The organism is Pseudomonas sp. NCHU5216 (genome assembly GCF_052156495.1).
Lineage (GTDB): Bacteria > Pseudomonadota > Gammaproteobacteria > Pseudomonadales > Pseudomonadaceae > Aquipseudomonas.
This window is the reverse complement of sequence record NZ_JBQLIX010000005.1, coordinates 82,963-104,652: the sequence shown is the minus strand read 5'-3', so window position 1 is coordinate 104,652 and position 21,690 is coordinate 82,963. Positions and strand designations below refer to the sequence as shown.

The following is a 21,690-nucleotide window of genomic DNA, read 5'->3' as shown; positions in this document are numbered from 1 at the left end:
TTTTCGGCAAATCACAAAAGACAGTCTCTATTGCTTGATAGAAGCCATCGATGCAAACGCCGTTACGGCCAGGTGCAATCGAGGTTGCCCAGGTTCGCGTGCAGGCTCATCGCACAAGGAACCGCTCATCCTCTTCCCGATCCAACCCCCTGCCGGTTCTCTCTGCGGCCAGGCCATGACATGGCCACGGGCCAACCGAACCTATCGCGACGGCGCTTGACGTTATACTGGGCGCCCTTTCATTCCAGCCATCGAAACAAGGACTCGTCCATGAAAGCGCTTGGCAAGATCCTGGGCCTCTTCCTTCTCGGATTGCTGCTGATCATAGTGGCGCTGCTGTTCGCCCTGACCCATCTGTTCGACCCCAACGACTACAAGGACGAGATTCGCCAGATCGCTCACGACAAGGCCAATCTCGACCTGCAACTCAAGGGCGACATCGGCTGGAGCCTGTTTCCCTGGCTCGGCCTGGAACTCACCGACGCCACCCTGGCCAGTGCCGACACCCCGAACAAGCCCTTCGCCGACCTGCGCATGATCGGCCTGTCGGTACGTGTACTGCCGCTGCTGCGCAAGGAAGTGCAGATGAGCGATATCCGCGTCGACGGCCTCAACCTCAACCTGCAGCGCGACGCCAAGGGTCATGGCAACTGGGAGGGTGTAGGCCGCCCGGCCAAGGCCGAAGGCAGCGAACAGCCCCCAGCCGAGCAGCCGCCGGTGGCGGACACCCAGCCCAGCAGCGAAGCGGGCAAACCCGCCGCGCAACCGCTGAAACTGGATATCGACAGCCTGACCCTGAGCAACTCGCGCATCGACTACGACGATGCGCAGAAAGGCCAGCAATTCACCGTGGAAAACATCGAACTGAAGACCGGTGCGATCCGCGAAGGCGCCAGCATCCCGCTCAAGCTCAGCGCCTTCTTCGGCACCAACCAGCCGGTGCTGCGTGCGCGCAGTGAACTGGAAGGCTCGCTGCGTTTCGACCGCGCCCTCAAGCGCTACCAGCTTGAGGATCTCAAGCTGGCCGGCGAAGCCTCGGGCGAACCACTCAATGGCAAGACCCTGAACTTCTCCGCGCAGGGTCAGTTGCTGCTCGACCAGGCCGCCAATATCGCCGAGTGGAATGGCCTCAAGCTCTCCACCAACCAGTTGCGCGCTCTGGGTGAACTCAAGGTGCGCGAACTGGACAAGGACGCCAAGCTCGCTGGCGGCCTGTCCATCGCCGCACTCAATCTGCGCGAATTCCTCGATGGTATCGGCGTCGAACTGCCGCCCATGCGTGATGCAAACAGCCTCAGCCAGTTCGAGTTGGTCAGCCGCCTCAACGGCTCCAGCAAGGGGCTGATGCTGGAAAACCTCGACCTCAAGCTCGACGGCAGCAGCTACAGCGGCAGCCTGGGCGTGGCCGACTTCGCCAAACAGGCACTGCGCGCCGACCTCAAGGGCGACAAGCTCGACCTCGACCGCTACCTGCCACCCAAGGGCAAGGACAGCGCCGCCGCCGCGCGCCAGTCGGAGGTCAAGGCGAGCATCGCCGATGCCGGCTCCAGCGGCACTACGCCGCTGCCCAACGCCCCGACCCAACAGGCCTGGAGCGACGAGAAAGTGCTGCCCATCGACCGCCTGCGCAAGCTTGACGCGCAACTGGCGCTGAGCCTGGGCCAGCTCACCTTCGACCAGCAACCCTTCACCGACGTGACCCTCAAGGCCAATGGCCGTGGCGGCCTGATCACCCTGGAAGAAGTGCGCGGCAAACTGCAGGGCGGCAGCTTCAGCGGCAACGGGCGCATCGACGTGCGCCAGGCCGAGCCGATGATCAGTGTCGAGAAGCGGCTCAGCCGCATCCCCGTGGAGCCCTTCCTCAAGAAGGAGGATCAACCCTCGCCCATCCGCGGCCTGCTTGATCTGGACGCCAAGTTCAACACCCGCGGCAACAGCGAGAAGGCCTGGATCGAGGCGCTCAACGGCAACGCCAGTTTCGTCCTCAACGACGGCGTGCTGGTCGGTGCCAACCTCGAACAGCAACTGTGCCGTGGCATCGCCACCCTCAACCGCAAGACCCTGAGCAACCCGCCGAGCGGCAAGGACACCCCCTTCCGCGAACTCAAGGGCAGCCTCAGCGTACGTGATGGCGTAGCGCACAACCCGGATCTGGTCGCACAGATACCGGGCCTGGCGGTCAGCGGCAATGGCGACCTCGACCTGCGCGTGCTCGGCCTGGACTACAAGGTCGGTATCACCATCGAGGGCGACCAGCGGGAAATGCCCGACCCGGCCTGCCAGGTCAACGAGCGCTATGTCGGCATCGAATGGCCGCTGCGCTGCCGTGGCCCGCTGGAAATGGGCGCCAAGGCCTGCCGTCTGGATCAGGACGGCCTCGGCAAGATCGCCGCGCGCCTGGCCGGCAACAAGCTGACCGAGAAGCTGGAAGAGAAGCTCGGCGACAAGGTCAGCCCCGAGCTGAAAGACGCACTCAAGGGCCTGTTCAACCGATGAGCCCCGAGCAGTTCAACAGCGCCGTGCTGGCCTGGTACGACCAGCACGGGCGCAAGGATCTGCCCTGGCAGCAGAACATCACCCCTTATCGCGTCTGGGTTTCCGAGATCATGCTGCAGCAGACCCAGGTCAGCACCGTGCTCGGCTACTTCGACCGCTTCATGGCCGCCCTGCCGACCGTGAAAGACCTGGCCGAGGCGCCCGAGAACGAAGTGCTGCACCTGTGGACGGGCCTGGGCTACTACACCCGCGCCCGCAACCTGCAGAAAACCGCGCAGATCATCATGGGCGAACACGGCGGCGAATTCCCCCGCAGCGTCGAAGCCCTCAGCGAGCTGCCCGGCATCGGCCGCTCCACTGCCGGCGCCATCGCCAGCCTGAGCATGGGCCTGCGTGCACCGATCCTCGACGGCAACGTCAAGCGCGTGCTGGCGCGCTACGTGGCGCAGGAGGGCTATCCGGGCGAACCCAAGGTGGCCAAGCAACTCTGGGACGTGGCCGAGCGCCTCACCCCGCATGAGCGCGTCGGCCATTACACCCAGGCGATGATGGATCTCGGCGCCACCCTCTGCACCCGCAGCAAACCCACCTGCCTGCTGTGCCCGGTGCGCAGCGGCTGCCAGGCGCACCTGCTCGGCCTGGAAATCCGCTACCCGGTGCCCAAGCCGCGCAAGACATTGCCGCAGAAGCGCACCCTGATGCCGCTGCTGGTCAACGCGGCCGGCGACATCCTCCTCTATCGCCGCCCCGCCACCGGCCTTTGGGGCGGGCTGTGGAGCCTGCCGGAGCTGGACGACCTGGCCCAGCTCGACGACCTCGCAGGGCAGCAACAACTGCGCCTCGGCGAACGTCGCGAACTGGAAGGCCTGACCCATACCTTCAGCCACTTCCAGCTAGCCATCGAACCCTGGCTGATCGAGGTAACCGAGCAGCCCGGTCGCGTGGCCGAGGCCGACTGGCTCTGGTATAACCTCGCCACCCCGCCGCGCCTGGGCCTCGCCGCCCCGGTGAAGAAGCTGCTGAAACGCGCGGCGCAAGCCATTACCGCTGGAGAACCGACATGACCCGCACCGTACAGTGCCGCAAATACAAACAGGAACTGCCCGGCCTGGATCGCGCGCCCTACCCCGGCCCTAAGGGCGAAGACATCTTCAATAACGTTTCCAGGCAGGCCTGGGACGAGTGGCAGAAGCACCAGACCATGCTGATCAACGAACGTCGCCTGAACATGATGAACGCCGAGGATCGCAAGTTCCTCCAGGCCGAGATGGACAAGTTCCTTTCCGGTGAGGAATACGCCCAGGCCGAAGGCTACGTGCCGCCGAGCGAGTAAGGACAACCCTGGGACGGCTTCGGGTAGGGTGCGCCATGCGCACCAGCCGTCAGGCTCTCGATAGCGGTGCGCACAGCGCACCCTACCGCCATTAACCTAAGCGCCCGAAATAATTAAATATTTTTCAAACCCGCGCTTGACACTGATCCTTCAAATCCGTCTAATAGCGCCCCGTTGGCCCAGGTAGCTCAGTTGGTAGAGCAGGGGATTGAAAATCCCCGTGTCGGCGGTTCGATTCCGTCCCTGGGCACCACTGATTCATAACAAAGAGCCTCAGCCATGCGCTGGGGCTTTTTGCTTTCTGCTCCGACAATAATCGCGCGTCATTTTTCGCCTGCGCGACAAGCTGCTGCAACCAGGCGACACCCTGGGCACGGACCCGCCTTCAGGCCGGCAAACGGCATGGCGATCACGTAATCGCTATGCTAGCTTGGCCGCCTGCCAGGACGGTCTGCTGCACGCCGGAGCGCTATCGAAGAAGAAGAGGATCCCACCCCATGGCCGAGGCGACGCCCGCGCTGGACATTCGCAACCTGCACAAACGCTACGGCGACCTCGAAGTGCTCAAGGGCATTTCCCTGACGGCCAAAGACGGCGACGTCATCTCCATCCTCGGCTCATCCGGCTCCGGCAAGTCCACCTTCCTGCGCTGCATCAACCTGCTGGAAAACCCGCACGAGGGGCAGATCTTCGTCGCCGGTGAGGAGCTCAAGCTCAAAGCGGCGAAGAACGGCGAACTGGTGGCCGCCGACAATCAGCAGATCAACCGCCTGCGCAGCGAGATCGGCTTCGTCTTCCAGAATTTCAATCTGTGGCCGCACATGAGCGTGCTCGACAACATCATCGAGGCACCGCGCCGCGTGCTCGGCCAGAGCAAGGCCGAAGCCATCGAAGTGGCCGAAGGGCTGCTGGCCAAGGTCGGCATCGCCGACAAGCGCCACGTCTACCCCAACCAGCTTTCCGGCGGCCAGCAACAACGCGCGGCCATCGCGCGCACCCTGGCCATGCAGCCCAAGGTCATCCTGTTCGACGAGCCCACTTCGGCCCTCGACCCGGAGATGGTACAAGAAGTGCTTAACGTGATCCGCGCGCTTGCCGATGAAGGGCGCACCATGCTGCTGGTGACCCACGAGATGAACTTCGCTCGCCAGGTATCCAGCGAAGTGGTGTTCCTGCATCAGGGCCAGGTCGAGGAACAGGGGCCACCGGCCCAGGTGTTCGACAACCCGCTATCGGCTCGCTGTAAACAATTCATGTCCAGCAATCGCTAACACGGAGCAAACCCCATGCACAGTTACAAGAAGATCCTGCTGGCTGCGGCCGCTACCCTGGCCTTCGGCACCCAGGCCATCGCTGCCGACAAGCTGAAGATCGGCACCGAAGGCGCCTACCCGCCCTTCAACCTGATCGATGCAAGCGGCAAGGCCACCGGCTTCGACGTGGAAATCGGCCAGGCCCTGTGCGCCAAGATGAAGGTCGAGTGCGAGGTGGTCACCTCCGACTGGGACGGCATCATCCCCGCCCTCAATGCCAAGAAGTTCGACTTCCTCATCGCCTCCATGTCGATCACCGACGAGCGCAAGCAGGCCGTGGACTTCACCGACCCCTACTACACCAACAAGCTGCAGTTCATCGCCCCGAAAGACGCTGACTTCAAGACCGACAAGGCGAGCCTCAAGGGCAAGGTGATTGGCGCCCAGCGTTCGACCATCGCCGGCACCTGGCTGGAAGAGAACCTCGAAGACGTCGTCGACATCAAGCTCTATGACACCCAGGAAAACGCCTACCTGGACCTGGCTTCCGGCCGCGTCGATGGCGTGCTGGCGGACAAGTTCGTCAACTGGGAATGGCTCAAGAGCGATGCCGGCAAGGACTTCGAGTTCAAGGGCGAGCCGGTGTTCGACAACGACAAGATCGGCATTGCCGTGCGCAAGGGCGACCCGCTGCGCGAGAAGCTCAACACCGCGCTGAAGGAAATCGTCGCTGACGGCACCTACAAGCAGATCAACGACAAGTACTTCCCGTTCAGCATCTATTGATGCGCCTCGGCGCCCCTAAAGGACACCTCTAAGAACGTAAGCGAGGAAGTCAGCGCAAGGCACAAACAGGCGAAGAAGCGCAGTTTACGCGCTGTAAATGAGCACTTTGAGCCTGTTTTTTAACGCAGCGATGGCAACGCAGGTAGTTTTTAGAGGTGTCCCGAACGGGGCGCCCCTGCACCGACTAGAAACCAAGACCATGATTCTCGACCTGCATGGCTTCGGCAACCAGCTTGCCGAAGGCACGCTCATGACCATCAAGCTCTCGCTGGCCGCCGTGTCGCTGGGGCTGCTGCTGGGCCTGCTGGGCGCTGTCGCCAAGACCTCCCGCTTCCGCGCCCTGCGTGCGCTAGCCACGCTCTACACCACGGTGGTGCGTGGCGTGCCGGAAACGCTCTGGGTGTTGATGGTCTATTTCGGCACCGTCAGTGGCCTGAATGCCCTGGGCAGCCTGTTCGGCCATCCCGATCTGGCGCTGTCGCCCTTCGCCGCCGGCACCTGCGCCCTGGCCCTGTGCTTCGGCGCCTACGCCACCGAAGTGCTGCGTGGCGCGCTGCTGGCCATCCCCAAGGGGCATCGTGAAGCCGGGCAGACGCTCGGGCTTTCCTCGGCACGCATCTTCTGGCGCATCATCCTCCCGCAAGTCTGGCGTGTCGCGCTGCCTGGCCTGGGCAACCTGTACCTGGTGCTGCTCAAGGACACCGCGCTGGTTTCGCTGATTTCCCTCGACGAGATCATGCGCAAGGCCAGCATCGCCTCCAACGCCACCAAGGAACCCTTCACCTTCTATCTGACGGCGGCGCTCATCTATCTGGGCCTGACCGTCGTCGCCATGACCATCATGCACCTGGCGGAAAAACGCGTCAGCCAGGGCTTCACGAGGAACGAGCTATGAGCGAGTGGGAACTGCTCGCCAAGTGGACGCCGAAGATGCTCGAGGGCGCCCTGCTCACCCTGGAGCTGCTGGGTCTGTCGGCCATCATCGGCCTGATTCTCGCCGTACCGCTGGGTATCGCCCGCGCGTCCCGGCACTGGTACGTGCGCGCCCTGCCCTACAGCTACATCTTCTTCTTCCGCGGCACCCCGCTGCTGCTGCAACTGGCCCTGGTGTACTACGGGCTGGCGCAGTTCGAGGCGGTGCGTAAAGGCATACTCTGGCCCTACCTGCGTGATCCGTTCTTCTGCACCCTGCTGGCCATGTCGCTGCACACGGCGGCCTATATCGCCGAGATCCTGCGTGGCGCCATCCATGCGATCCCCAAGGGGGAGGTAGAGGCGGCGCGTTCGCTGGGCATGTCGCGCAGGCAGGCGCTGCTGTACATCATCCTGCCGCGCGCCGCGCGCATCGCCCTGCCGGCTTACAGCAACGAGGTCATCCTCATGCTCAAGGCCAGCGCCGTGGTCTACACCGTGACCCTGTACGACCTGATGGGCATGGCCAAGACCATCGCCGCGAAGAACTACCAGTACATGCTGTTCTTCTGCTACGCCGGCCTCTTCTACCTGCTTATCACCCTGGCGCTGACCCTGATGTTCCGCAGCCTGGAGCGTTGGCTGCGGGTCGACGCCAGCCAGGGCCGCTGATACCTGCTGGGCGTCGCCGCTCGACGCCCAGCTACTGGCTCTCCAGAAAGCCCCGCCCGGTTGCGCACCATGCCAAACACCATCCTCCAAGGCCCAGCACTGCTCGAACGCTTTCAGGCCCTCGACGCCTGGATCGATGAGCACCAGCGGCTCTGGCGCCCCAAGCCCTTCACCCAGTTGCAACTGCCCTGGGAAGGCGACTGGCCCGAACTCGCCGCCTGGCTGCGCAGCCGCACCCTGGAACAGGCCGAGGCCGACCACGGCGAACCCTGGACGCTCGATGCCCCCGCCCCGTTTCGGGACTGGGCAGTGCAAGCGCGTGAGCTGGCCAGCGTCGGCAGCCTGCCGAGCGGAGGCGATGAGCCCCCGCCCAAGGCGCGCCACCTGCATGACATTCCCGGACGTAAACTGGAGCAGATCAAGGCCTTCGCCAGCCGTCTGCAATTCAATACTGCTCCCAGCCACTGGCTCGACTGGTGCTCGGGCAAAGGCCACCTGGGACGCTGGCTGGCCCGTGGCGGGCAACAGCTGACCTGCCTGGAATACGATCCAGCCCTGGTAACAGCAGGCGCCGCCCTCAGCCAGCGCCTGAACATCGCCGCCGAGCATCTGTGCCAGGATGTCATGGCCGACACTGCCGCCACGCGCCTGCAACCCGAGCACAGCCCGGTGGCCCTGCATGCCTGTGGCGACCTGCACGTGCGCCTGCTGCAACTGGCCAGTGCCAAGGGCTGCGTGCACCTGGCCGTGGCACCCTGCTGCTATAACCGCATCAGCACGGCGCATTATCGACCACTCAGCATTGCGGCCCAGGCCTCCAGCCTGCACCTTTCCCGCGATGACCTGGGCCTGCCCTTGAGCGAAACCGTCACCGCCGGCGCCCGCACCAGGCGCCAGCGGGATCGCTCCATGGCCTGGCGCCTGGCCTTCGACCTGCTGCAACGGCGCCTGCGCGGCACGGATCAATACCTCAACACCCCCGCTCTGGCCAGCCACTGGCTCGACAAGTCCTTCGCCGACTTCTGCCGCGACCTGGCCGCCCTGCGAGATGTCCCCGCCCCTGGCGACGAGGACTGGCCAGCGCTGGAGGCCCAGGGCTGGCAACGCCTGGCCATGGTGCGCAACCAGGAGCTGGTACGCGGCCTGTTCCGCCGCCCACTGGAGCTCTGGCTGCTACTGGATCGCGCCCTCTATCTGCAGGAACAGGGGTATGAAGTCCGCCTGGGCAGTTTCTGCGACTACCGCCTCAGCCCACGCAACCTTCTATTGCTGGCCGAACGCCCCTGAGTTGCTCACAGAAGCTGTGGATAACTCTGTTGATGCCGCCTGAGCAACTGCCTGTAACGGCCACGCAGAAAGGCCCGTGGACATCTGATCAATTTCTGAGCATGCGGGCTAAACCCTAGATAAAACAGCCACTTGCAGAAAACCATGACGAAAGTCAAACCTTTCATACCTGGCGCTGGAAGATAAATTCCGATTGTGCATAAGCCGCTCGGTGGTGATAGCTCGCACAGGAATTCCGAGCACCATCATGGCTTTACGCGAGCCTATGAATGGATATAATGGCGCCCCCACCTATGCCGGTATAGCTCAGCTGGTAGAGCAACTGACTTGTAATTCGTTGCATCAGATCGGCCAGCACATTCAGCACTCGTCACGGCGCAAAGCCATGAGTTCTCGTTTGATCCTTCAAACGAGGCGAGTGTCATGCAAGTTACAGCTACCTACTCAACGAAAGGCGGAACCGGGAAAACCACCGCTTCAGCCAACCTGGGCGCGTTATCAGCAGATGCCGGTCTTCGCACCCTGCTGATCGACCTGGATACAGGCCAACCTACGCTTTCGAGCTATTTCCAGCTCGACTATCTCGCGTCTGGCGGCGTGTACGACATGCTCGTACACAGCACCCTGGACGCAGCTAAGGTCATCTCCAAAACCCAGATTCCTAATCTGGATATCATCCTCTCCAATGACCCTTACAATCAGCTCGAAACCCTCCTGCTACATGCGCCGGATGGTCGGCTGCGCCTGCGTTCTCTGCTGGCACGTCTCACGGATCAGTACGATCTGGTGGTAATCGACACGAAGGGTACTTCCGCTGTAACCGTGGAGATGGCTCTTGTAGCAGCAGACAATGCCATTTCCCCGCTCTACCCCGAGATGCTAGCGGCACGGGAATTCAATCGCGGAACGTTGCAACTGCTCCAGGGCGTCAACAACCTGCGCCGCACCCTGGGCCTCTCTGAGTTGCCGTTGAATGTCGTGTTCAATCGCCAGGACAAAACAAACGATGCCCGTGATATCGCCCTGGAAATTCGCGACATGCTCGGAACGATGGGTGATAGCGTCAAGGTGCTGGGGACTCATATCCCTGCATTGGTGACCTACCGAGTAGCGGCCTCTCAAGGCGTGCCGGCACACCACCTCGAACGCTCCACCCCCTCCAATCGACGTACAGCATCTGCCCTCCAGACGATGAAGTCTGTCGCTTGCGAGGTTTGGCCAAGCTGGACTTGGCGCTTCGAGGGGGTGTGACATGACCAAGGTGTCACACCTCACTCAAGCAGACGGCATCACTGCAGATGTTGTCGTCGAGCTGAGCCAGTTCTACAGCTCCAATGAGCTTCGCTCGGTTCAATCCAAGCTAACAGGCAATTCCCGCGAACTTCGCAACTTGGTAGACAGCCACACACTACTGGGTCGGATAGGCGCAAAACTGACGCGTGAACAGCGGCAACTGCTCAAGGATGCAGCTCAGCTCATCGACTCGGTCAACGAGAACATCACGCACGCCAAAGAACGCAAGAAACGCAGCGAGGATACAAAGGCTGCCTGGAGGAAACAGCGCGGGAAAGAAGCCCAGATTTTGAGCGGTAAAGCGTTCCCGTTGCCACATGAAACGCTCGAGCAGAAGCTGGAGATCATCAAGCTGGCTCTGGTGTTTCACCGTCTTGGTGTCTACCAAGACTTCCGCCCCGGTTTGAAATTCCATCACGCGCTCCGAGAGGAGGTCACAGACTTTTCCAGGCTTATTGGCTGGTCGATCCCGGAGTGGAAGCTATCTCGACTCGCCGATCACCGGCGAGACATTCTCCAGAGCATTCAATTTGCAATCACCTATGAACTGGACGACCGCAGCGTCCAGGAACAGCTCGAAGAACTCCAACAGCGCGTTGTTGATTCTAGGGATCAAGTGCTCGCGGATCCGCAGGCGGTCGAGACCCTCCGCATCTGGTCAGAAGCATTAGCTGACGACGCGAACTCGGAGGGTCGGCCATGAACCGCTCACTTCCGAGGCTAGCGGCTTATGCAGTCGCATTACTCTCGCTCTCCGTCGTTACTGGCGCCATGTACACGAGCTGGATGCTGGCCGGCGATGTTCCGGCGCCCGACGCTCTGTACCTACATGCCCTGTTGATGCTGCCTCTTTTCTTCCTGATCGGACTGCTCCTAGGCGTAATGGGCACAGCCATCACTCTCGAGCATCCCGTTACAGCCTCTGGGGAGAAGGCCGAGGATGCCCTGCCAACAGCTAAACGAGGTAATGCCTGATGCCAAGCGCAATCATTCATTTCCAAGACCACGGACAGGACTTTCTGCGTTGGCAGGTTGATGAACAGGGTGTTGTAACGGGCTGCTGGCCTTTTCAAAAGCAGATCTGGTGCGGCCTGCAGATCACGAATCTTTCCAAGCTGAAAGCGGGCGAACTCGTTCACCACAATCGCTTCGGTGAAGAGGGAAACATTCGCTATCCAGTCAAGGCGATGATTCCCCTTTCCCCTGTGGAAGTAACGGTTCGTCTTGACGGGGATGGTTACATCACCAGCTCTGTCAGGGGCTTCAAGGTGTCCTGCACACATAGCTCTGAATATCCCGTCCATGCCCTGGCCAAGAAGCTCTTCCCAGATCACGAATGCAAGGTGGAACAGCTTCCCTGTGAGCGATCTGGTCGCATCGACAGCAAGTGGTTGATTACACCGATCCTGGAGGGCTGCCAGCATGCCTCTGATCAGTAATTCCGATTTCAACCAAACCACGCTCAAGCAACTGGTCGACACAGCAGAAGCGATGAAGGCTGATGCATACGACCTCGTTCATCTGACCCTCGAATCTGGCCGAGAGATGATCCTGCTAGCGGTTACAGGTGAAAACTTAGATTCGGTTGGAATGATCCTGGATGGTGTTCGCGAACTGCGGAGGGCCATCTGATGGAGAAGGACAAGGCACTCGATAAAGCGCTCAAATGCCTCGCTCGCGCGGAAGGTACTGACTCGGAGCACGAAGCCGAAACAGCCCTGCGCCATGCCAGAGCGCTCATGGACAAGTATCACCTCGATATGGGTGACGTACTCGCTGCCGGAGTAGTCGAGCACCAGGTTCGTTGCGGCACCAAATCCAAGCCTACGAACTGGATGTTTCGGCTGGCCAGCGTATGCGCAGACGCCTTCAACTGCAGGGTGGTTGGCTCCCCCTACCAGGCCCGAGGCTGGCATTTCCGTTTCTACGGCATCGGCATGTCGAGCGAGCTGGCCAGCCACGCCTACTCAATGCTTCATCACCAATTGCTGAAAGCCCGTAAATCCTTCGTGGCTAAACAGTCGCGTTGCAAGCTCGCAACCAAGCGCAGGCGTGGCGATCTCTTCGCGCAAGGGTGGATTGATGCAGTCTCCACGAAGGTTCAGCAGTTTGCTGGAGCTGATCAGACCACAATCACTGCACTACTCGCATACGAAGGCAAACACTTCGCAGATGCGACTACCCAGGAGCTGAAGCGAGTAGAGGCCCGCCGCGCTCATGACGCCAAAGCGTCAGAACATGGCCGGTCTGCAGGCCGTCATGCTCATTTGCACAGAGGCGTCCAGCAGACTCCGCTGGCTGCCCTCCAGTACGGAGGGGCCGGTCGATGAGCGATATTCAATTCCTGCCCCCTCACTCCATCGAGGCCGAACAATCGGTACTCGGCGGACTGATGCTGGATAACTCGACCTGGGATCTGATCGCAGACATCGTTGGCGCCGGCGACTTCTACCGTGCAGAGCATCGGCAGATATTCATCGCGATCAACCGTCTGGCTGATCAAGGTCAACCAATCGACGTGGTCACAGTTGGTGAAGAACTGCACAGAGACAGCAGTGACGTCGGCCTGGCCTACCTGGGTGAGCTCGCGAAGAACATTCCCTCGGTGGCCAACATCGTGGCGTACGCGAACGTGGTCGCCAAACGCGCCCACCTCCGAAAGTTGATCACTCTCGGCAACGATACTGCGCGCATGGCCTATGAGCCGGATGCAAATGTTGAGGCAGTCCACGAGGAGTGCGAGGCACGACTCTTCGCGCTGAACCAGGCGAACTCGAAATCTGACTTCGTCAACCTCGCTGATGCACTGGTGGGTGTCGTCGATGAGATCGACCGAAATTTCAATAGCGACTCCAGCCTGACCGGAGTGCCTACCGGGCTCGACGACCTCGATGCAGTAACTGCAGGCCTGCAGCCCGCGGATTTGATCATCGTTGCTGGCCGTCCCTCCATGGGCAAAACCTCTCTGGTGCTCAACTGGATCAAGCCGATCCTAGACGCTAAGCCGGACAAGACCGTCCAGGTATACAGCCTGGAAATGCCGGCGCGCCTGCTGCTCTATCGGATGCTTGCCCAGATAGGGCACCTAGACGCGAATGCCTTGATGAAGGGTGACCTTCAAGACGAAGACTGGCCAAGACTGACCCATGCAGTGGCGACGATGAAGCAGATGGAAGGCCGCTTGATCATTGATGATGAGGCCGGCATTTCACCTACTGCGTTGCGTGCTCGAGCGCGCCGTGCAGCCCGCAAGTTCGGTGACCCCGCCGCCATCATGATCGATTACTTGCAACTGATGCGCGTAACCGGGCGAGAGAACCGCAACCTCGAGATCGCGGAGATCAGTGGCGCCTTGAAGGGAGTGGCCAAGGAGTTCAATTGCCCGGTTATTGCTCTTTCGCAGCTCAATCGCGCGGTAGAGCAACGCCCCAACAAACGACCAGTGAATGCTGACCTTCGAGAGTCAGGAGCGATTGAGCAAGACGCGGACATCATCATGTTCGTGTACCGCGACGAGGTCTACCACCCCAACACCGAGGACAAGGGAGTAGCCGAGCTCATTTTCGGCAAGTTCCGAAACGGCCCGACAACGACCGTTCGCACGGCCTTCATTGGCCGCGAAACCCGATTCGCCAACTTGTCAGCTCGGTCGCTGGCTGAAGGAGTCCGCGTATGACGCTGCTCTCCCCCACCCACTGGTGCAGGCACTGCAATCACCACCTACGGCCTCGCTACTTGGCCGACGCGGCCTGCTGCCCTATCTGCTTCACCATCGAGCTCGAGGAGCTCGAGGAGTTCGGTGATGAACAGTAGCGCGCTACAACTACGCCATATCCCAGCCGTCGCCCCGTTCGATCAGTCAGCGCTGGTATATGCCCATCAGCTTGGCATCAACGCTGTGGAGCTGGACGCCATGGCGCTTGTGATCAACCGCCTGTCCCGAGATGAGAGCACGGTCGCCCCACTCCACCTGCAGGAGGATCTGCGATCCCTGCAGGAGCTCGGCTACGTCGATCTCGAACTGACCAACCACGACACCCTGGAAGTAACCAGGCGTGGAGCTGCCGGCCTTCTATCCGCCTATTTCTGGTCGGTATGGGTTCCGCAGCACCTGCTTGCTCGCTCCATGAAAGTCGCGGTGCTGCCCCAGGTTCCTACGCAGGGTGATGCGCAGCACTGCACCGTGGTGTTCCGGATCCCAGGTGCAAGAGATGAGGTCAGGACGTTCCTGAGCGACCTCTGCAAAACCTACCCCGATCGTTCCCCTGAGATCGTAGCGATCCAAGTAGGCAAGCACATTTCCAAGGAGGCCAAATGATCAATTCCAAGCAGGTTGAGTCAGCAGAAAAACTTGGCTGTGATGCTTCTTCCTCTGAATGCGCTATCCAGGCTGTGCCCGTTGAGCGAGATGAGCACGGTTTCTGGACGCACCCGCAATACCCCCACTTCTGGGACGAAGGAACCACGTCGTCTGAGATCACTGCTTGGTTCTCAGCTAGAGGACTTCAGAGTCAAGTCACGGAATACGAATACGACGCCCCCGACGAGTTGCAGACGATCTGGATGGAAACAGGCACGCCTGCCTGCAGCCTTTGGCAACCCACCGAGCCAAGTGGTAGCGGCTGGTTCATCTTTTCGCTCCACGACACTGAGCGTGGGCCAGTGTGTGTTTGGGTACGGCAAAAGCCTCTATCAGACGAAAAGGAGGCACGCTAATGCCTATCCGTCATTGCATTGTTCATCTGCTCGACAAAAAACCCGACGGCACGCCCGTCGTGCTACATGCCCGCGACAGCGAGCTGGCCACCTCGCAAGCCATGGAAAACCTGCTGGCCGACCTCAACGAGAACTACAACGCCAAGCAGGGCAAGGCCTGGGGCTTGTTCCACGAGGAATCCGGCGCCTACCCCTTCAGCGGCTGGCTCAAGGCCTATCTCGATGGCGAGCAGGACTTCACCGCCTTCAGTCGCCAGGCCGTCGAGCACCTGCAGACGCTGATGGAAGAATCCAACCTGTCCACCGGCGGCCACGTCCTCTTCGCCCACTATCAGCAAGGCATGACCGACTACCTGGCCATCGCCCTGCTGCACCACAGCGAAGGCGTGGCAGTGACCGACGCGCTGGACGTGACCCCGGCCAAGCACCTCGACCTCGGCCAGTTGCACCTGGCCGCGCGCCTCAACATCAGCGAGTGGCAGAACAACAAGCAGTCCAAGCAGTACATCTCCTTCATCAAGGGCAAGAACGGCAAGAAGGTGTCGGACTACTTCCGCGACTTCATCGGCTGCCAGGAAGGGGTCGACGGCCCGGGCGAGACGCGCACCCTGCTCAAGGCCTTCAGCGACTACGTGGAAAGCGAAGATCTGCCCGAAGAGCAGGCCCGCGAGAAGACCAAGACCCTGGTCGGCTACGCCAGTAGCCAGGCCAAGATGGGTGAACCCATCACCCTGGAAGAACTCTCCGGGCTGATCGACGAAGAACGCCCCAAGGCCTTCTACGAGCACATCCGCAACAAGGACTACGGCATGGCCCCGGAATTTCCGGCGGACAAACGCACCCTGAGCCAGTTCCAGCGTTTCACTGGCCGCGCCGAAGGCCTCGCAATCAGCTTCGAGGCGCACATGTTGGGCTCGAAGATCGATTACGACGAGGGCCGCGACACGCTGGTCATTCGCCAAGTGCCGACGCAGCTCCGTGAGCAGCTTCGCCGCGCCCAAAAAGAGGTGAAGTCGTGAGTGCCGATCCTCTCCGGCAGGAGTCCCCTACCCCATCGCCAACCTGGCTGACTACCGAAATGGTTGATGCAGGCATGCGCGCATTGAACGCTGCTGCCGCTCAAGGCAACGCCCCTGCAACAGCACTTTCATGCGCGTTCAAGGCAATGCTGAAGGTCGGCGAGACAGCGTCTGAAGGGCCGTGGCCTGTGCTCAGCGGCAATGACCTACTGGCCTGGCACAGCCTCTGGCTTCGGCAGCCATCGATGCTGCCCCCCTTCGTCGTCAGCGCCATGTTTGAGCGCCTGAAGCAGCTCCTCGAGGAAGTTGGAATGCTGCGGCAGTCCCATGACGAGCAGTTGGTACTGCGCGTCACGGCATATCGCCAAATCGAGGCTTTGCTGGCCAAGGTGGAGCGAGCAGGAGAATTGCTCACGAGCGCTTGCACAGGTGACCTGGATCCTCAAGCAGTGGATACCTGGGTATCCGAATCTGAGATAACCAGTATGGATCTCGTACTGGGCCGTGCGGCTACAGAAGCACAGTCGGAACGGCTGCGTCTGCAGGAGACGCTGGCCGGGCAAGAGCTATGGAATGCTGGAGCACTGGTCGCGGTACAGCAGCTTCTCTTCGCTGCGATCAACCACCTGGGGAAGGCTGCTCAAATCGGCGACCAGCCCGACTCTGCCGCCGTCGAGACTGCCTCGAAACCATCCCGCTCAGAGCTCATTCAGGGTCTGGCATACGCCCTTTACGCCATCGACATGCTGGACGCCAACTCGCCTCCAGCGCCTTTGGATCACCTCGCTCTGGAAACCTATCTCTGCAGCCTCAAGCGCGAGCACACGGACACGGTGACGTTACCTCGCCACCGATTAGAGGCTCTGGTGCAGAGCGGGAAACAGCGCGAGGCGGAGATCTACGAGCGAGTTCGACAGATGGCGACCTTCCACAAAGCGCCTGAAGGCTTTCACGAGTGGATTGATCTGATGCAGAGCCTGACTCGTGAGGGAGCGCCCCCAGCAGGAGAGTGATAAAGGCGCTCCCCAAACGAGCCCCCAACACCAGCCCGATGCAGGGCTCGTTATGGACAGCGCCGAAACGTAAGACCCAAGAACCGGGTTCCGGTTCCTCGGGGGAGCAGTCGGGCTCAACAGTTGTTATTGGAGGTAATACATGAGCCATGTGAAGCACCAGAACCTTGCGCACAAACACAGCCGCGATCAGGACAAATTCGTACTCCGCTTGCCGGACGGCATGCGGGACAAGATCTCCGACAAGGCGAAGGCACAGCACCGCTCCATGAACATGGAGATCATCCAACGCCTTGAGCAGAGCCTGCAGGCCGACCAGGAGTTGCAGCGCCTGCAATCGGCGCTCGACGACGCACACTTCCGTATCCGCGTGCTGCAAACACAAGCACAGGCAGAAGGAGCAACGGCATGAAGCCTGTCGCCAAAACGTCTCTGCGTGACAAGCTCCTGGTGGGCCACTTCACCACATCCTCGCCGCAGCCGTCCTCGCTGAGCGATCCGCTTGAGCCGGTACAGATGGTGCTGACGCTCGATCAATTGCGCCCGTACAACCTCAACCCACGGGTCAAGAAGAACGAGAAGTACGAGGAGATCAAGGATTCGATCCGTGCTCGAGGCCTCGACAGCCCACCACAGGTGAGCCGGCGCCCCGGGGAGGAGCACTACACCATCCACAACGGCGGGAATACGCGCCTGCAGATCCTGGGCGAGTTGTGGCAGGAGACCCGTGACGAACGGTTCTTCCGCATCCCGTGCCTGTTCAAGCCCTGGAAAAGTGAGATCTTCGCCCTCACCGGCCACATGGCCGAGAACGATACACATGGTCGGCTGATCTGGATTGAGCGCTGCCTGGGCGTTGCGCAGGCCAAGGCGCTGTATCAGGAGCAGGATGATGGGAAAGACATCTCCCAACGTGAGCTGGCCCGACGTCTAAAAGCGGATGGTTACCCGATTGATCAATCGCACCTGAGCCGCATGGAGCAGACGCTCCAGCATCTGTTTCCGTACATTCCCAGCATCTTGTGGGCCGGCGCCGGTCGAGACTCAACTGACAAACTGCTACAGCTCCGCTCCAATGCCGAAAAAGCTTGGGCAAAGCTCATCGAAGAGAAAGGCGAACCCGCGTCTGGCATCCAGTTCGACCTACTCTTCAGTACCACCCTCAGCGTCTATGACCAGGAACCCGAGGGGTATGTCTTCAGCCACTTCAAGGACGATCTCATCGGCGCGATGACCGACGCGCTGCGCGCGAACGACGTCAGCTATGAGCACATTCTGTTTGAGATCGAAGTGGCTCAGGATCCCAAGCGTGCGCCACAGCAGCAGGAAAGCGGCTATCAACCGCCTGCAAACCTTCCACCAGCTACAGCAACGCCCGACGGCGGCACTTTGGGCAGTGGGCAGCAGCAACCTCCACAGCATCCTGCAGGCGCCCAGCCCCCGGCCGCGACTCCCACTGGCAGTTCTACTGGAACCAAAACCAAGCAGCCGCCCATACCGCCTGCAGATTCAGGTAATGGGCCAGTCGTTTCAATCCCTGTGTCCACGGGTGGCCTCGCCCCTGTCAGCGACATCTGGGCGATCTACCCGCAACAGGACAGCATCGAAGCACTGCGAAACCTGGCGGATCTGATCGCGATGGAAGTTGCGTCATGGGCCGGCATCCTCGATCACATGACCTCGACTCAGCATCAAGGCATGGGCTTCACACTGAGGCGCCCTGAAGCCTTCACGTCGGCAGCATCAGAAACCACCTGGCAGTTTCTCGCCAGCCTCTCCGGCAATTCGCCGGCAGCCGACATTCAACCTGTCGCACCAGATGACCTGGCCGAGCTGCTGCTCCATCACCTGCCGGACGACCTGATCATCAAGGTCTTCCGCATGATCCGGCTGGCTCGCCGAGCAAAGGAATTGAACGGGGAGAAATGAGATGTCCGACAGCCCACTGAATACAGCAGTGCTGCACCAGGTCATGACCCACCTGCGCGACGGTGACTTTCGCCGCTGCCTGGAGTTTGGGTTCAAGGAGGACGAGCTGATTCGCCTGAATCAGCTTTCGTTCAGCGACATCACCGAACTGACTCGGATGCCCGTGCGCTTCGTGAAAATCAGCATCAATCACGACTTGCTAGGGAAAGCTCTCGGGCGCTTGCAAGAGGAGGGCCAGCGCGCCCAACTGGTTCAGAGGGCGATTCAGCTCGGCGCGAGCATCGAGATGCTCAACAAGCTCTTCGGCATCACCTCCGAAGAGGTGAGCGCTCGACGTCGCTTACTAGGTATTAGCATCAAGACCGGACGTCCCAAGATGCCTGAGGTGGAAGAGCTTCACCTGATCTGGGGCCGCTGGCAGAGCCTGATCGCGCATGCGGGAATCAAGCCCGAGCTGATAGACGCCAATTCCATCGAAAGCCTGGACATCATGATGATGCTGGCCGAAGAGACCGGCAAGCCGCTGTCGGTCATCTGGAAGCTGGTTCACGAATGGCACGCCGACGTGAAGAAGATGCTAGAGCGTTCTTCCAAGGGCAAACCGAAAACATCCCGCAAGACCTCAGCCTCGAGCAGCAAGGAGGCTGTTCGATGATTGATTTGCAGGCACTGATTGGCCGGGCCTGTGGGCAACTGACACAGAGGGAAGCGGATCGAGCAGCCGGACGCACCGACCATGACGACATGGGTGGGCTGCTGTTCTTCGGCAACCCGATGGAAACTACCCCCAGACGGCTCCTGGTGGACGAACGTCTGTCCCCGGTCGACAAAATCGGCTGGATGGCATTTCGCATGATGGCGTCAAAGGATCGCGAGACATCATTCCCCAGCTATGACGCCCTCCAACGCCTCCTCTCCTCCAGGGCGGACAGCGGCCAGGCCAGCAAAAGCACGGTGAACAGAGTGGTCTACATCCTGCGTCTGACTCGCTGGCTCAGCCTATGCCACCAGGCCAGGAACACCGCCAATGGCCGAATGGTCGGCAACATCTATGCACTGCACGACGAACCCGTGTCGATCGTTGATGCCGCCGGCATCGACACCGACTACATCGCGTTCGTTGGACGTTGCCGCAGCCATGGCAACCAGGCTGTACGCAAGGTGGCCAATATCGTCTTTGATGAGTTGGCCGACGACTCTACCGCTCGATACCTGATGACTCGGCTCGGCCTGTTCGAGGAGCGACTCAGTGATCATGAGCTGAGCAAGCCGCGCCCGAAAACCAAAGCGTCCAGGGCGAACAAAAAACGAACTCAAAGCACTCCGCCCGAACCTACCGGGTTTGAAAATCGAACCGGGGCAGAGCAGCCAGGTTCAAATTTCAAACCCAGTGCAAACGAAATTCAAACCCAGGATGCTGCCCATGAGTTTGAAAGTGAGACCCAGGCTGAAGCGGCGGCAACAAAATCGAACCCTGTTGAAAACACTGGGCCTGCCGACAGAGTTCGATTTTCAAACCCATATACAGTACGTACTTTACAAGAAACTGTTTCTGTAAAAGTACGTACTGGGGAGCTGGACTGGTCGAGCCTGACCCTCAACGCTGATGAGCAGCAGGTCATCACGCGCTACATGAGCGCAGTCCCTGAAGACCTTCACCAAGCGATCATCAACGAGGCAGCGGCACGTCGAAAGTCCGTACGCAACATGAGCGCGTACCTGATCGGTCTGATCGACCGGGCCAAAACAGGGCAGTTCAAGTTCACCGCCGAGCAGGGAACACCAACGCCACAGCAGCCACCTGCCGCGCCCTCCGTACAACCGCACGCATTACCCCAAGCCACCGCTCCGACGCCGAAGCGCCCTCCCCTGGGCAAGCCAGTCGATATCGCTTCGGAGATTCAAGCTATCCGCAACCTGGTTGGCAAAAAGCCCTCACAGCCCCCGCAACCCGCTACGACGGAGACTCAGACCGATGAGTGAGCATGATCAAGAATTTGGAGCCCTGCTGTTCTTCGGAAACCCGATGGAGGTCATTCCGCGCCGGCTCATCACTGCGAGCACGCTCTCGCATGAGGAGAAAATCTGCTGGATGGCAGTGAAAGTCCTGAGCGAGCACAACCGTGTTCACGACCTCGAGAGCAGCACTGAGCTGGCCCAACTGCTGTACAACAACCCGGATGAGCTACCGGCGCTGCGAGATGTCTTGCTCAAACTCCGTCTCTGCAGGTGGCTGACTCGATGCGGTGATGCCATGGGAGGCGGCACGCTCTACGGGGTGCATGATGAGGTGGCCAGCATCGCCGAGGTGGTCAAGCTGGATCCTGATTACCCACGGCTTGTGGCAGAGGCCGCCGAACATGAGCGCGAGGACATCCGCCAGTTGGCCAAAGCCACGTTGCCACTGTTGCTGCCTCCACCCTCCATGGAGACCGGGGGTTCGCTATGACACACGAATCGTATTCGGTAGCGATTGTTCACGGCCCTGCACTCTCGCCTGCCGCCGACTTGGATCTTGAGCATGTAAGTCGTTTGGTTGAATCCATATTCAATGCCGTCGGCGAGCGTCCAGAATCAACGCTATGCATCCAATCATTTGTCCCGCCCTACAGAGATCCTGCAGATTCACCGAACGGCTACACGCAGTTGTGGATTGAAGAACAAGGGCAAGTTCCACTGATGTTTGCAGTCGAGTTCGGAGGGAAAGAACACAAGCGCTACAGCTTTGACGACCACCTCTCACAGCAGCAAATGCAACTCGACGCGGAAATGATGACGCCGACCCAATACGCCTCGACCGCGTCACACGACGAGTACTGGATGTTTGTCGTAGCTGTTGCTGCTCGACTTCGCGTGCGGTCTATCAAGATCGCTTATGGGACCTGAGCCATGTCATCAAATGTTCCGCTGATCCTCTCTGCTGTCGGTCTTGTGTTTTCGCTGGTTGGTGTTCTGGTGTGCCTTCTGACCTGTGCGGGCCG

Annotated in this window: 24 protein-coding genes, 1 tRNA gene and 1 pseudogene; all 26 read left to right on the top strand. The window is 60.5% G+C overall.

Going from position 1 to position 21,690, the window contains the following annotated elements; all coding sequences use genetic code 11:
- The first annotated feature begins 270 nt into the window (after window positions 1–270).
- The 26 genes and pseudogenes from ACSVIK_RS05975 (at window position 271) to ACSVIK_RS05850 (ending at window position 21,595) form a co-directional block, all read left to right on the top strand.
- Window positions 271–2,496 carry an AsmA family protein gene (locus ACSVIK_RS05975; RefSeq protein WP_442443448.1) on the top strand — a complete coding sequence of 742 codons (2,226 nt, stop codon included), beginning with the start codon at window positions 271–273 and terminating at the stop codon, window positions 2,494–2,496.
- A complete protein-coding gene (mutY, locus tag ACSVIK_RS05970) occupies window positions 2,493–3,560 on the top strand; it encodes an A/G-specific adenine glycosylase (RefSeq protein ID WP_442443447.1) in 1,068 nt (355 codons plus the stop codon). Before ACSVIK_RS05975 ends, mutY begins: the two co-directional genes overlap by 4 nt.
- Window positions 3,557–3,829, top strand: coding sequence for an oxidative damage protection protein (locus ACSVIK_RS05965; RefSeq protein ID WP_442443446.1), 273 nt, complete (start codon window positions 3,557–3,559; stop codon window positions 3,827–3,829). The genes mutY and ACSVIK_RS05965 overlap by 4 nt, the downstream gene beginning before the upstream one ends.
- Window positions 3,830–4,006: 177 nt before the next feature.
- Window positions 4,007–4,082: transfer RNA gene (locus ACSVIK_RS05960), tRNA-Phe, on the top strand.
- A 244-nt stretch (window positions 4,083–4,326) separates the two neighbouring features.
- The gene (locus ACSVIK_RS05955) at window positions 4,327–5,100 is read left to right on the top strand and encodes an ABC transporter ATP-binding protein (RefSeq protein ID WP_442443445.1); all 774 of its coding nucleotides are present in this window, start codon (window positions 4,327–4,329) and stop codon (window positions 5,098–5,100) included.
- A 15-nt stretch (window positions 5,101–5,115) separates the two neighbouring features.
- Window positions 5,116–5,868, top strand: a complete 753-nt coding sequence (locus ACSVIK_RS05950) for an ABC transporter substrate-binding protein (protein ID WP_268179438.1) — start codon at window positions 5,116–5,118, stop codon at window positions 5,866–5,868.
- A 199-nt stretch (window positions 5,869–6,067) separates the two neighbouring features.
- Window positions 6,068–6,763, top strand: coding sequence for an ABC transporter permease (locus ACSVIK_RS05945; RefSeq protein ID WP_442443444.1), 696 nt, complete (start codon window positions 6,068–6,070; stop codon window positions 6,761–6,763).
- Window positions 6,760–7,452, top strand: a complete 693-nt coding sequence (locus tag ACSVIK_RS05940) for an ABC transporter permease (RefSeq protein WP_442443443.1) — start codon at window positions 6,760–6,762, stop codon at window positions 7,450–7,452. The genes ACSVIK_RS05945 and ACSVIK_RS05940 overlap by 4 nt, the downstream gene beginning before the upstream one ends.
- 69 nt (window positions 7,453–7,521) lie before the next feature.
- Window positions 7,522–8,739, top strand: coding sequence for a methyltransferase (locus ACSVIK_RS05935; protein WP_442443442.1), 1,218 nt, complete (start codon window positions 7,522–7,524; stop codon window positions 8,737–8,739).
- Between the two features lie 423 nt (window positions 8,740–9,162).
- Window positions 9,163–9,990: a ParA family protein gene (locus tag ACSVIK_RS05930; RefSeq protein ID WP_442443441.1), complete on the top strand. Its 828-nt coding sequence runs from the start codon at window positions 9,163–9,165 to the stop codon at window positions 9,988–9,990.
- Between the two features lies 1 nt (window position 9,991).
- The gene (locus ACSVIK_RS05925) at window positions 9,992–10,735 is read left to right on the top strand and encodes a hypothetical protein (RefSeq protein WP_442443440.1); all 744 of its coding nucleotides are present in this window, start codon (window positions 9,992–9,994) and stop codon (window positions 10,733–10,735) included.
- Complete coding sequence (locus tag ACSVIK_RS05920; protein WP_442443439.1) at window positions 10,732–11,007, top strand: hypothetical protein; 276 nt, start codon at window positions 10,732–10,734, stop codon at window positions 11,005–11,007. Before ACSVIK_RS05925 ends, ACSVIK_RS05920 begins: the two co-directional genes overlap by 4 nt.
- Window positions 11,007–11,471, top strand: a complete 465-nt coding sequence (locus ACSVIK_RS05915) for a hypothetical protein (protein WP_442443438.1) — start codon at window positions 11,007–11,009, stop codon at window positions 11,469–11,471. Before ACSVIK_RS05920 ends, ACSVIK_RS05915 begins: the two co-directional genes overlap by 1 nt.
- Window positions 11,455–11,664: a hypothetical protein gene (locus ACSVIK_RS05910; RefSeq protein WP_442443437.1), complete on the top strand. Its 210-nt coding sequence runs from the start codon at window positions 11,455–11,457 to the stop codon at window positions 11,662–11,664. Before ACSVIK_RS05915 ends, ACSVIK_RS05910 begins: the two co-directional genes overlap by 17 nt.
- Window positions 11,664–12,362: a DUF2786 domain-containing protein gene (locus tag ACSVIK_RS05905; protein WP_442443436.1), complete on the top strand. Its 699-nt coding sequence runs from the start codon at window positions 11,664–11,666 to the stop codon at window positions 12,360–12,362. The genes ACSVIK_RS05910 and ACSVIK_RS05905 overlap by 1 nt, the downstream gene beginning before the upstream one ends.
- A complete protein-coding gene (dnaB, locus tag ACSVIK_RS05900) occupies window positions 12,359–13,708 on the top strand; it encodes a replicative DNA helicase (RefSeq protein WP_442443435.1) in 1,350 nt (449 codons plus the stop codon). Before ACSVIK_RS05905 ends, dnaB begins: the two co-directional genes overlap by 4 nt.
- A gap of 126 nt (window positions 13,709–13,834) precedes the next feature.
- Window positions 13,835–14,350, top strand: coding sequence for a hypothetical protein (locus tag ACSVIK_RS05895; protein WP_442443434.1), 516 nt, complete (start codon window positions 13,835–13,837; stop codon window positions 14,348–14,350).
- Window positions 14,347–14,748, top strand: coding sequence for a hypothetical protein (locus tag ACSVIK_RS05890; protein WP_442443433.1), 402 nt, complete (start codon window positions 14,347–14,349; stop codon window positions 14,746–14,748). Before ACSVIK_RS05895 ends, ACSVIK_RS05890 begins: the two co-directional genes overlap by 4 nt.
- A complete protein-coding gene (gene yejK / locus ACSVIK_RS05885) occupies window positions 14,748–15,767 on the top strand; it encodes a nucleoid-associated protein YejK (RefSeq protein ID WP_442443432.1) in 1,020 nt (339 codons plus the stop codon). Before ACSVIK_RS05890 ends, yejK begins: the two co-directional genes overlap by 1 nt.
- Entirely contained in the window at window positions 15,764–16,780 is a 1,017-nt protein-coding gene (locus ACSVIK_RS05880; RefSeq protein WP_442443431.1) for a hypothetical protein, read from the top strand. The genes yejK and ACSVIK_RS05880 overlap by 4 nt, the downstream gene beginning before the upstream one ends.
- A gap of 142 nt (window positions 16,781–16,922) precedes the next feature.
- Window positions 16,923–17,132: pseudogene (locus tag ACSVIK_RS05875) on the top strand (Arc family DNA-binding protein); the annotation flags it as partial.
- Between the two features lie 56 nt (window positions 17,133–17,188).
- The gene (locus ACSVIK_RS05870; RefSeq protein ID WP_442443430.1) at window positions 17,189–18,709 is read left to right on the top strand and encodes a ParB family protein; all 1,521 of its coding nucleotides are present in this window, start codon (window positions 17,189–17,191) and stop codon (window positions 18,707–18,709) included.
- Between the two features lies 1 nt (window position 18,710).
- Window positions 18,711–19,364, top strand: a complete 654-nt coding sequence (locus ACSVIK_RS05865; protein ID WP_442443429.1) for a DUF2857 domain-containing protein — start codon at window positions 18,711–18,713, stop codon at window positions 19,362–19,364.
- Window positions 19,361–20,692 carry an STY4528 family pathogenicity island replication protein gene (locus ACSVIK_RS05860; protein ID WP_442443428.1) on the top strand — a complete coding sequence of 444 codons (1,332 nt, stop codon included), beginning with the start codon at window positions 19,361–19,363 and terminating at the stop codon, window positions 20,690–20,692. Before ACSVIK_RS05865 ends, ACSVIK_RS05860 begins: the two co-directional genes overlap by 4 nt.
- Window positions 20,685–21,158 (top strand): hypothetical protein, encoded by a 474-nt coding sequence (locus ACSVIK_RS05855; RefSeq protein ID WP_442443427.1) that lies wholly within the window; start codon window positions 20,685–20,687, stop codon window positions 21,156–21,158. Before ACSVIK_RS05860 ends, ACSVIK_RS05855 begins: the two co-directional genes overlap by 8 nt.
- On the top strand, window positions 21,155–21,595 hold the full coding sequence (locus tag ACSVIK_RS05850; protein ID WP_442443426.1) for a hypothetical protein: 441 nt from the start codon (window positions 21,155–21,157) through the stop codon (window positions 21,593–21,595). The genes ACSVIK_RS05855 and ACSVIK_RS05850 overlap by 4 nt, the downstream gene beginning before the upstream one ends.
- The last annotated feature ends 95 nt before the right edge of the window (window positions 21,596–21,690 follow it).

Coding starts and splice junctions, on each gene's coding strand:
- ACSVIK_RS05975 (WP_442443448.1), top strand. CDS start 271: ATGAAAGCGCTTGGCAAGATCCTGGGCCTCTTCCTTCTCGGATTGCTG.
- mutY (WP_442443447.1), top strand. CDS start 2,493: ATGAGCCCCGAGCAGTTCAACAGCGCCGTGCTGGCCTGGTACGACCAG.
- ACSVIK_RS05965 (WP_442443446.1), top strand. CDS start 3,557: ATGACCCGCACCGTACAGTGCCGCAAATACAAACAGGAACTGCCCGGC.
- ACSVIK_RS05955 (WP_442443445.1), top strand. CDS start 4,327: ATGGCCGAGGCGACGCCCGCGCTGGACATTCGCAACCTGCACAAACGC.
- ACSVIK_RS05950 (WP_268179438.1), top strand. CDS start 5,116: ATGCACAGTTACAAGAAGATCCTGCTGGCTGCGGCCGCTACCCTGGCC.
- ACSVIK_RS05945 (WP_442443444.1), top strand. CDS start 6,068: ATGATTCTCGACCTGCATGGCTTCGGCAACCAGCTTGCCGAAGGCACG.
- ACSVIK_RS05940 (WP_442443443.1), top strand. CDS start 6,760: ATGAGCGAGTGGGAACTGCTCGCCAAGTGGACGCCGAAGATGCTCGAG.
- ACSVIK_RS05935 (WP_442443442.1), top strand. CDS start 7,522: ATGCCAAACACCATCCTCCAAGGCCCAGCACTGCTCGAACGCTTTCAG.
- ACSVIK_RS05930 (WP_442443441.1), top strand. CDS start 9,163: ATGCAAGTTACAGCTACCTACTCAACGAAAGGCGGAACCGGGAAAACC.
- ACSVIK_RS05925 (WP_442443440.1), top strand. CDS start 9,992: ATGACCAAGGTGTCACACCTCACTCAAGCAGACGGCATCACTGCAGAT.
- ACSVIK_RS05920 (WP_442443439.1), top strand. CDS start 10,732: ATGAACCGCTCACTTCCGAGGCTAGCGGCTTATGCAGTCGCATTACTC.
- ACSVIK_RS05915 (WP_442443438.1), top strand. CDS start 11,007: ATGCCAAGCGCAATCATTCATTTCCAAGACCACGGACAGGACTTTCTG.
- ACSVIK_RS05910 (WP_442443437.1), top strand. CDS start 11,455: ATGCCTCTGATCAGTAATTCCGATTTCAACCAAACCACGCTCAAGCAA.
- ACSVIK_RS05905 (WP_442443436.1), top strand. CDS start 11,664: ATGGAGAAGGACAAGGCACTCGATAAAGCGCTCAAATGCCTCGCTCGC.
- dnaB (WP_442443435.1), top strand. CDS start 12,359: ATGAGCGATATTCAATTCCTGCCCCCTCACTCCATCGAGGCCGAACAA.
- ACSVIK_RS05895 (WP_442443434.1), top strand. CDS start 13,835: ATGAACAGTAGCGCGCTACAACTACGCCATATCCCAGCCGTCGCCCCG.
- ACSVIK_RS05890 (WP_442443433.1), top strand. CDS start 14,347: ATGATCAATTCCAAGCAGGTTGAGTCAGCAGAAAAACTTGGCTGTGAT.
- yejK (WP_442443432.1), top strand. CDS start 14,748: ATGCCTATCCGTCATTGCATTGTTCATCTGCTCGACAAAAAACCCGAC.
- ACSVIK_RS05870 (WP_442443430.1), top strand. CDS start 17,189: ATGAAGCCTGTCGCCAAAACGTCTCTGCGTGACAAGCTCCTGGTGGGC.
- ACSVIK_RS05865 (WP_442443429.1), top strand. CDS start 18,711: ATGTCCGACAGCCCACTGAATACAGCAGTGCTGCACCAGGTCATGACC.
- ACSVIK_RS05860 (WP_442443428.1), top strand. CDS start 19,361: ATGATTGATTTGCAGGCACTGATTGGCCGGGCCTGTGGGCAACTGACA.
- ACSVIK_RS05855 (WP_442443427.1), top strand. CDS start 20,685: ATGAGTGAGCATGATCAAGAATTTGGAGCCCTGCTGTTCTTCGGAAAC.
- ACSVIK_RS05850 (WP_442443426.1), top strand. CDS start 21,155: ATGACACACGAATCGTATTCGGTAGCGATTGTTCACGGCCCTGCACTC.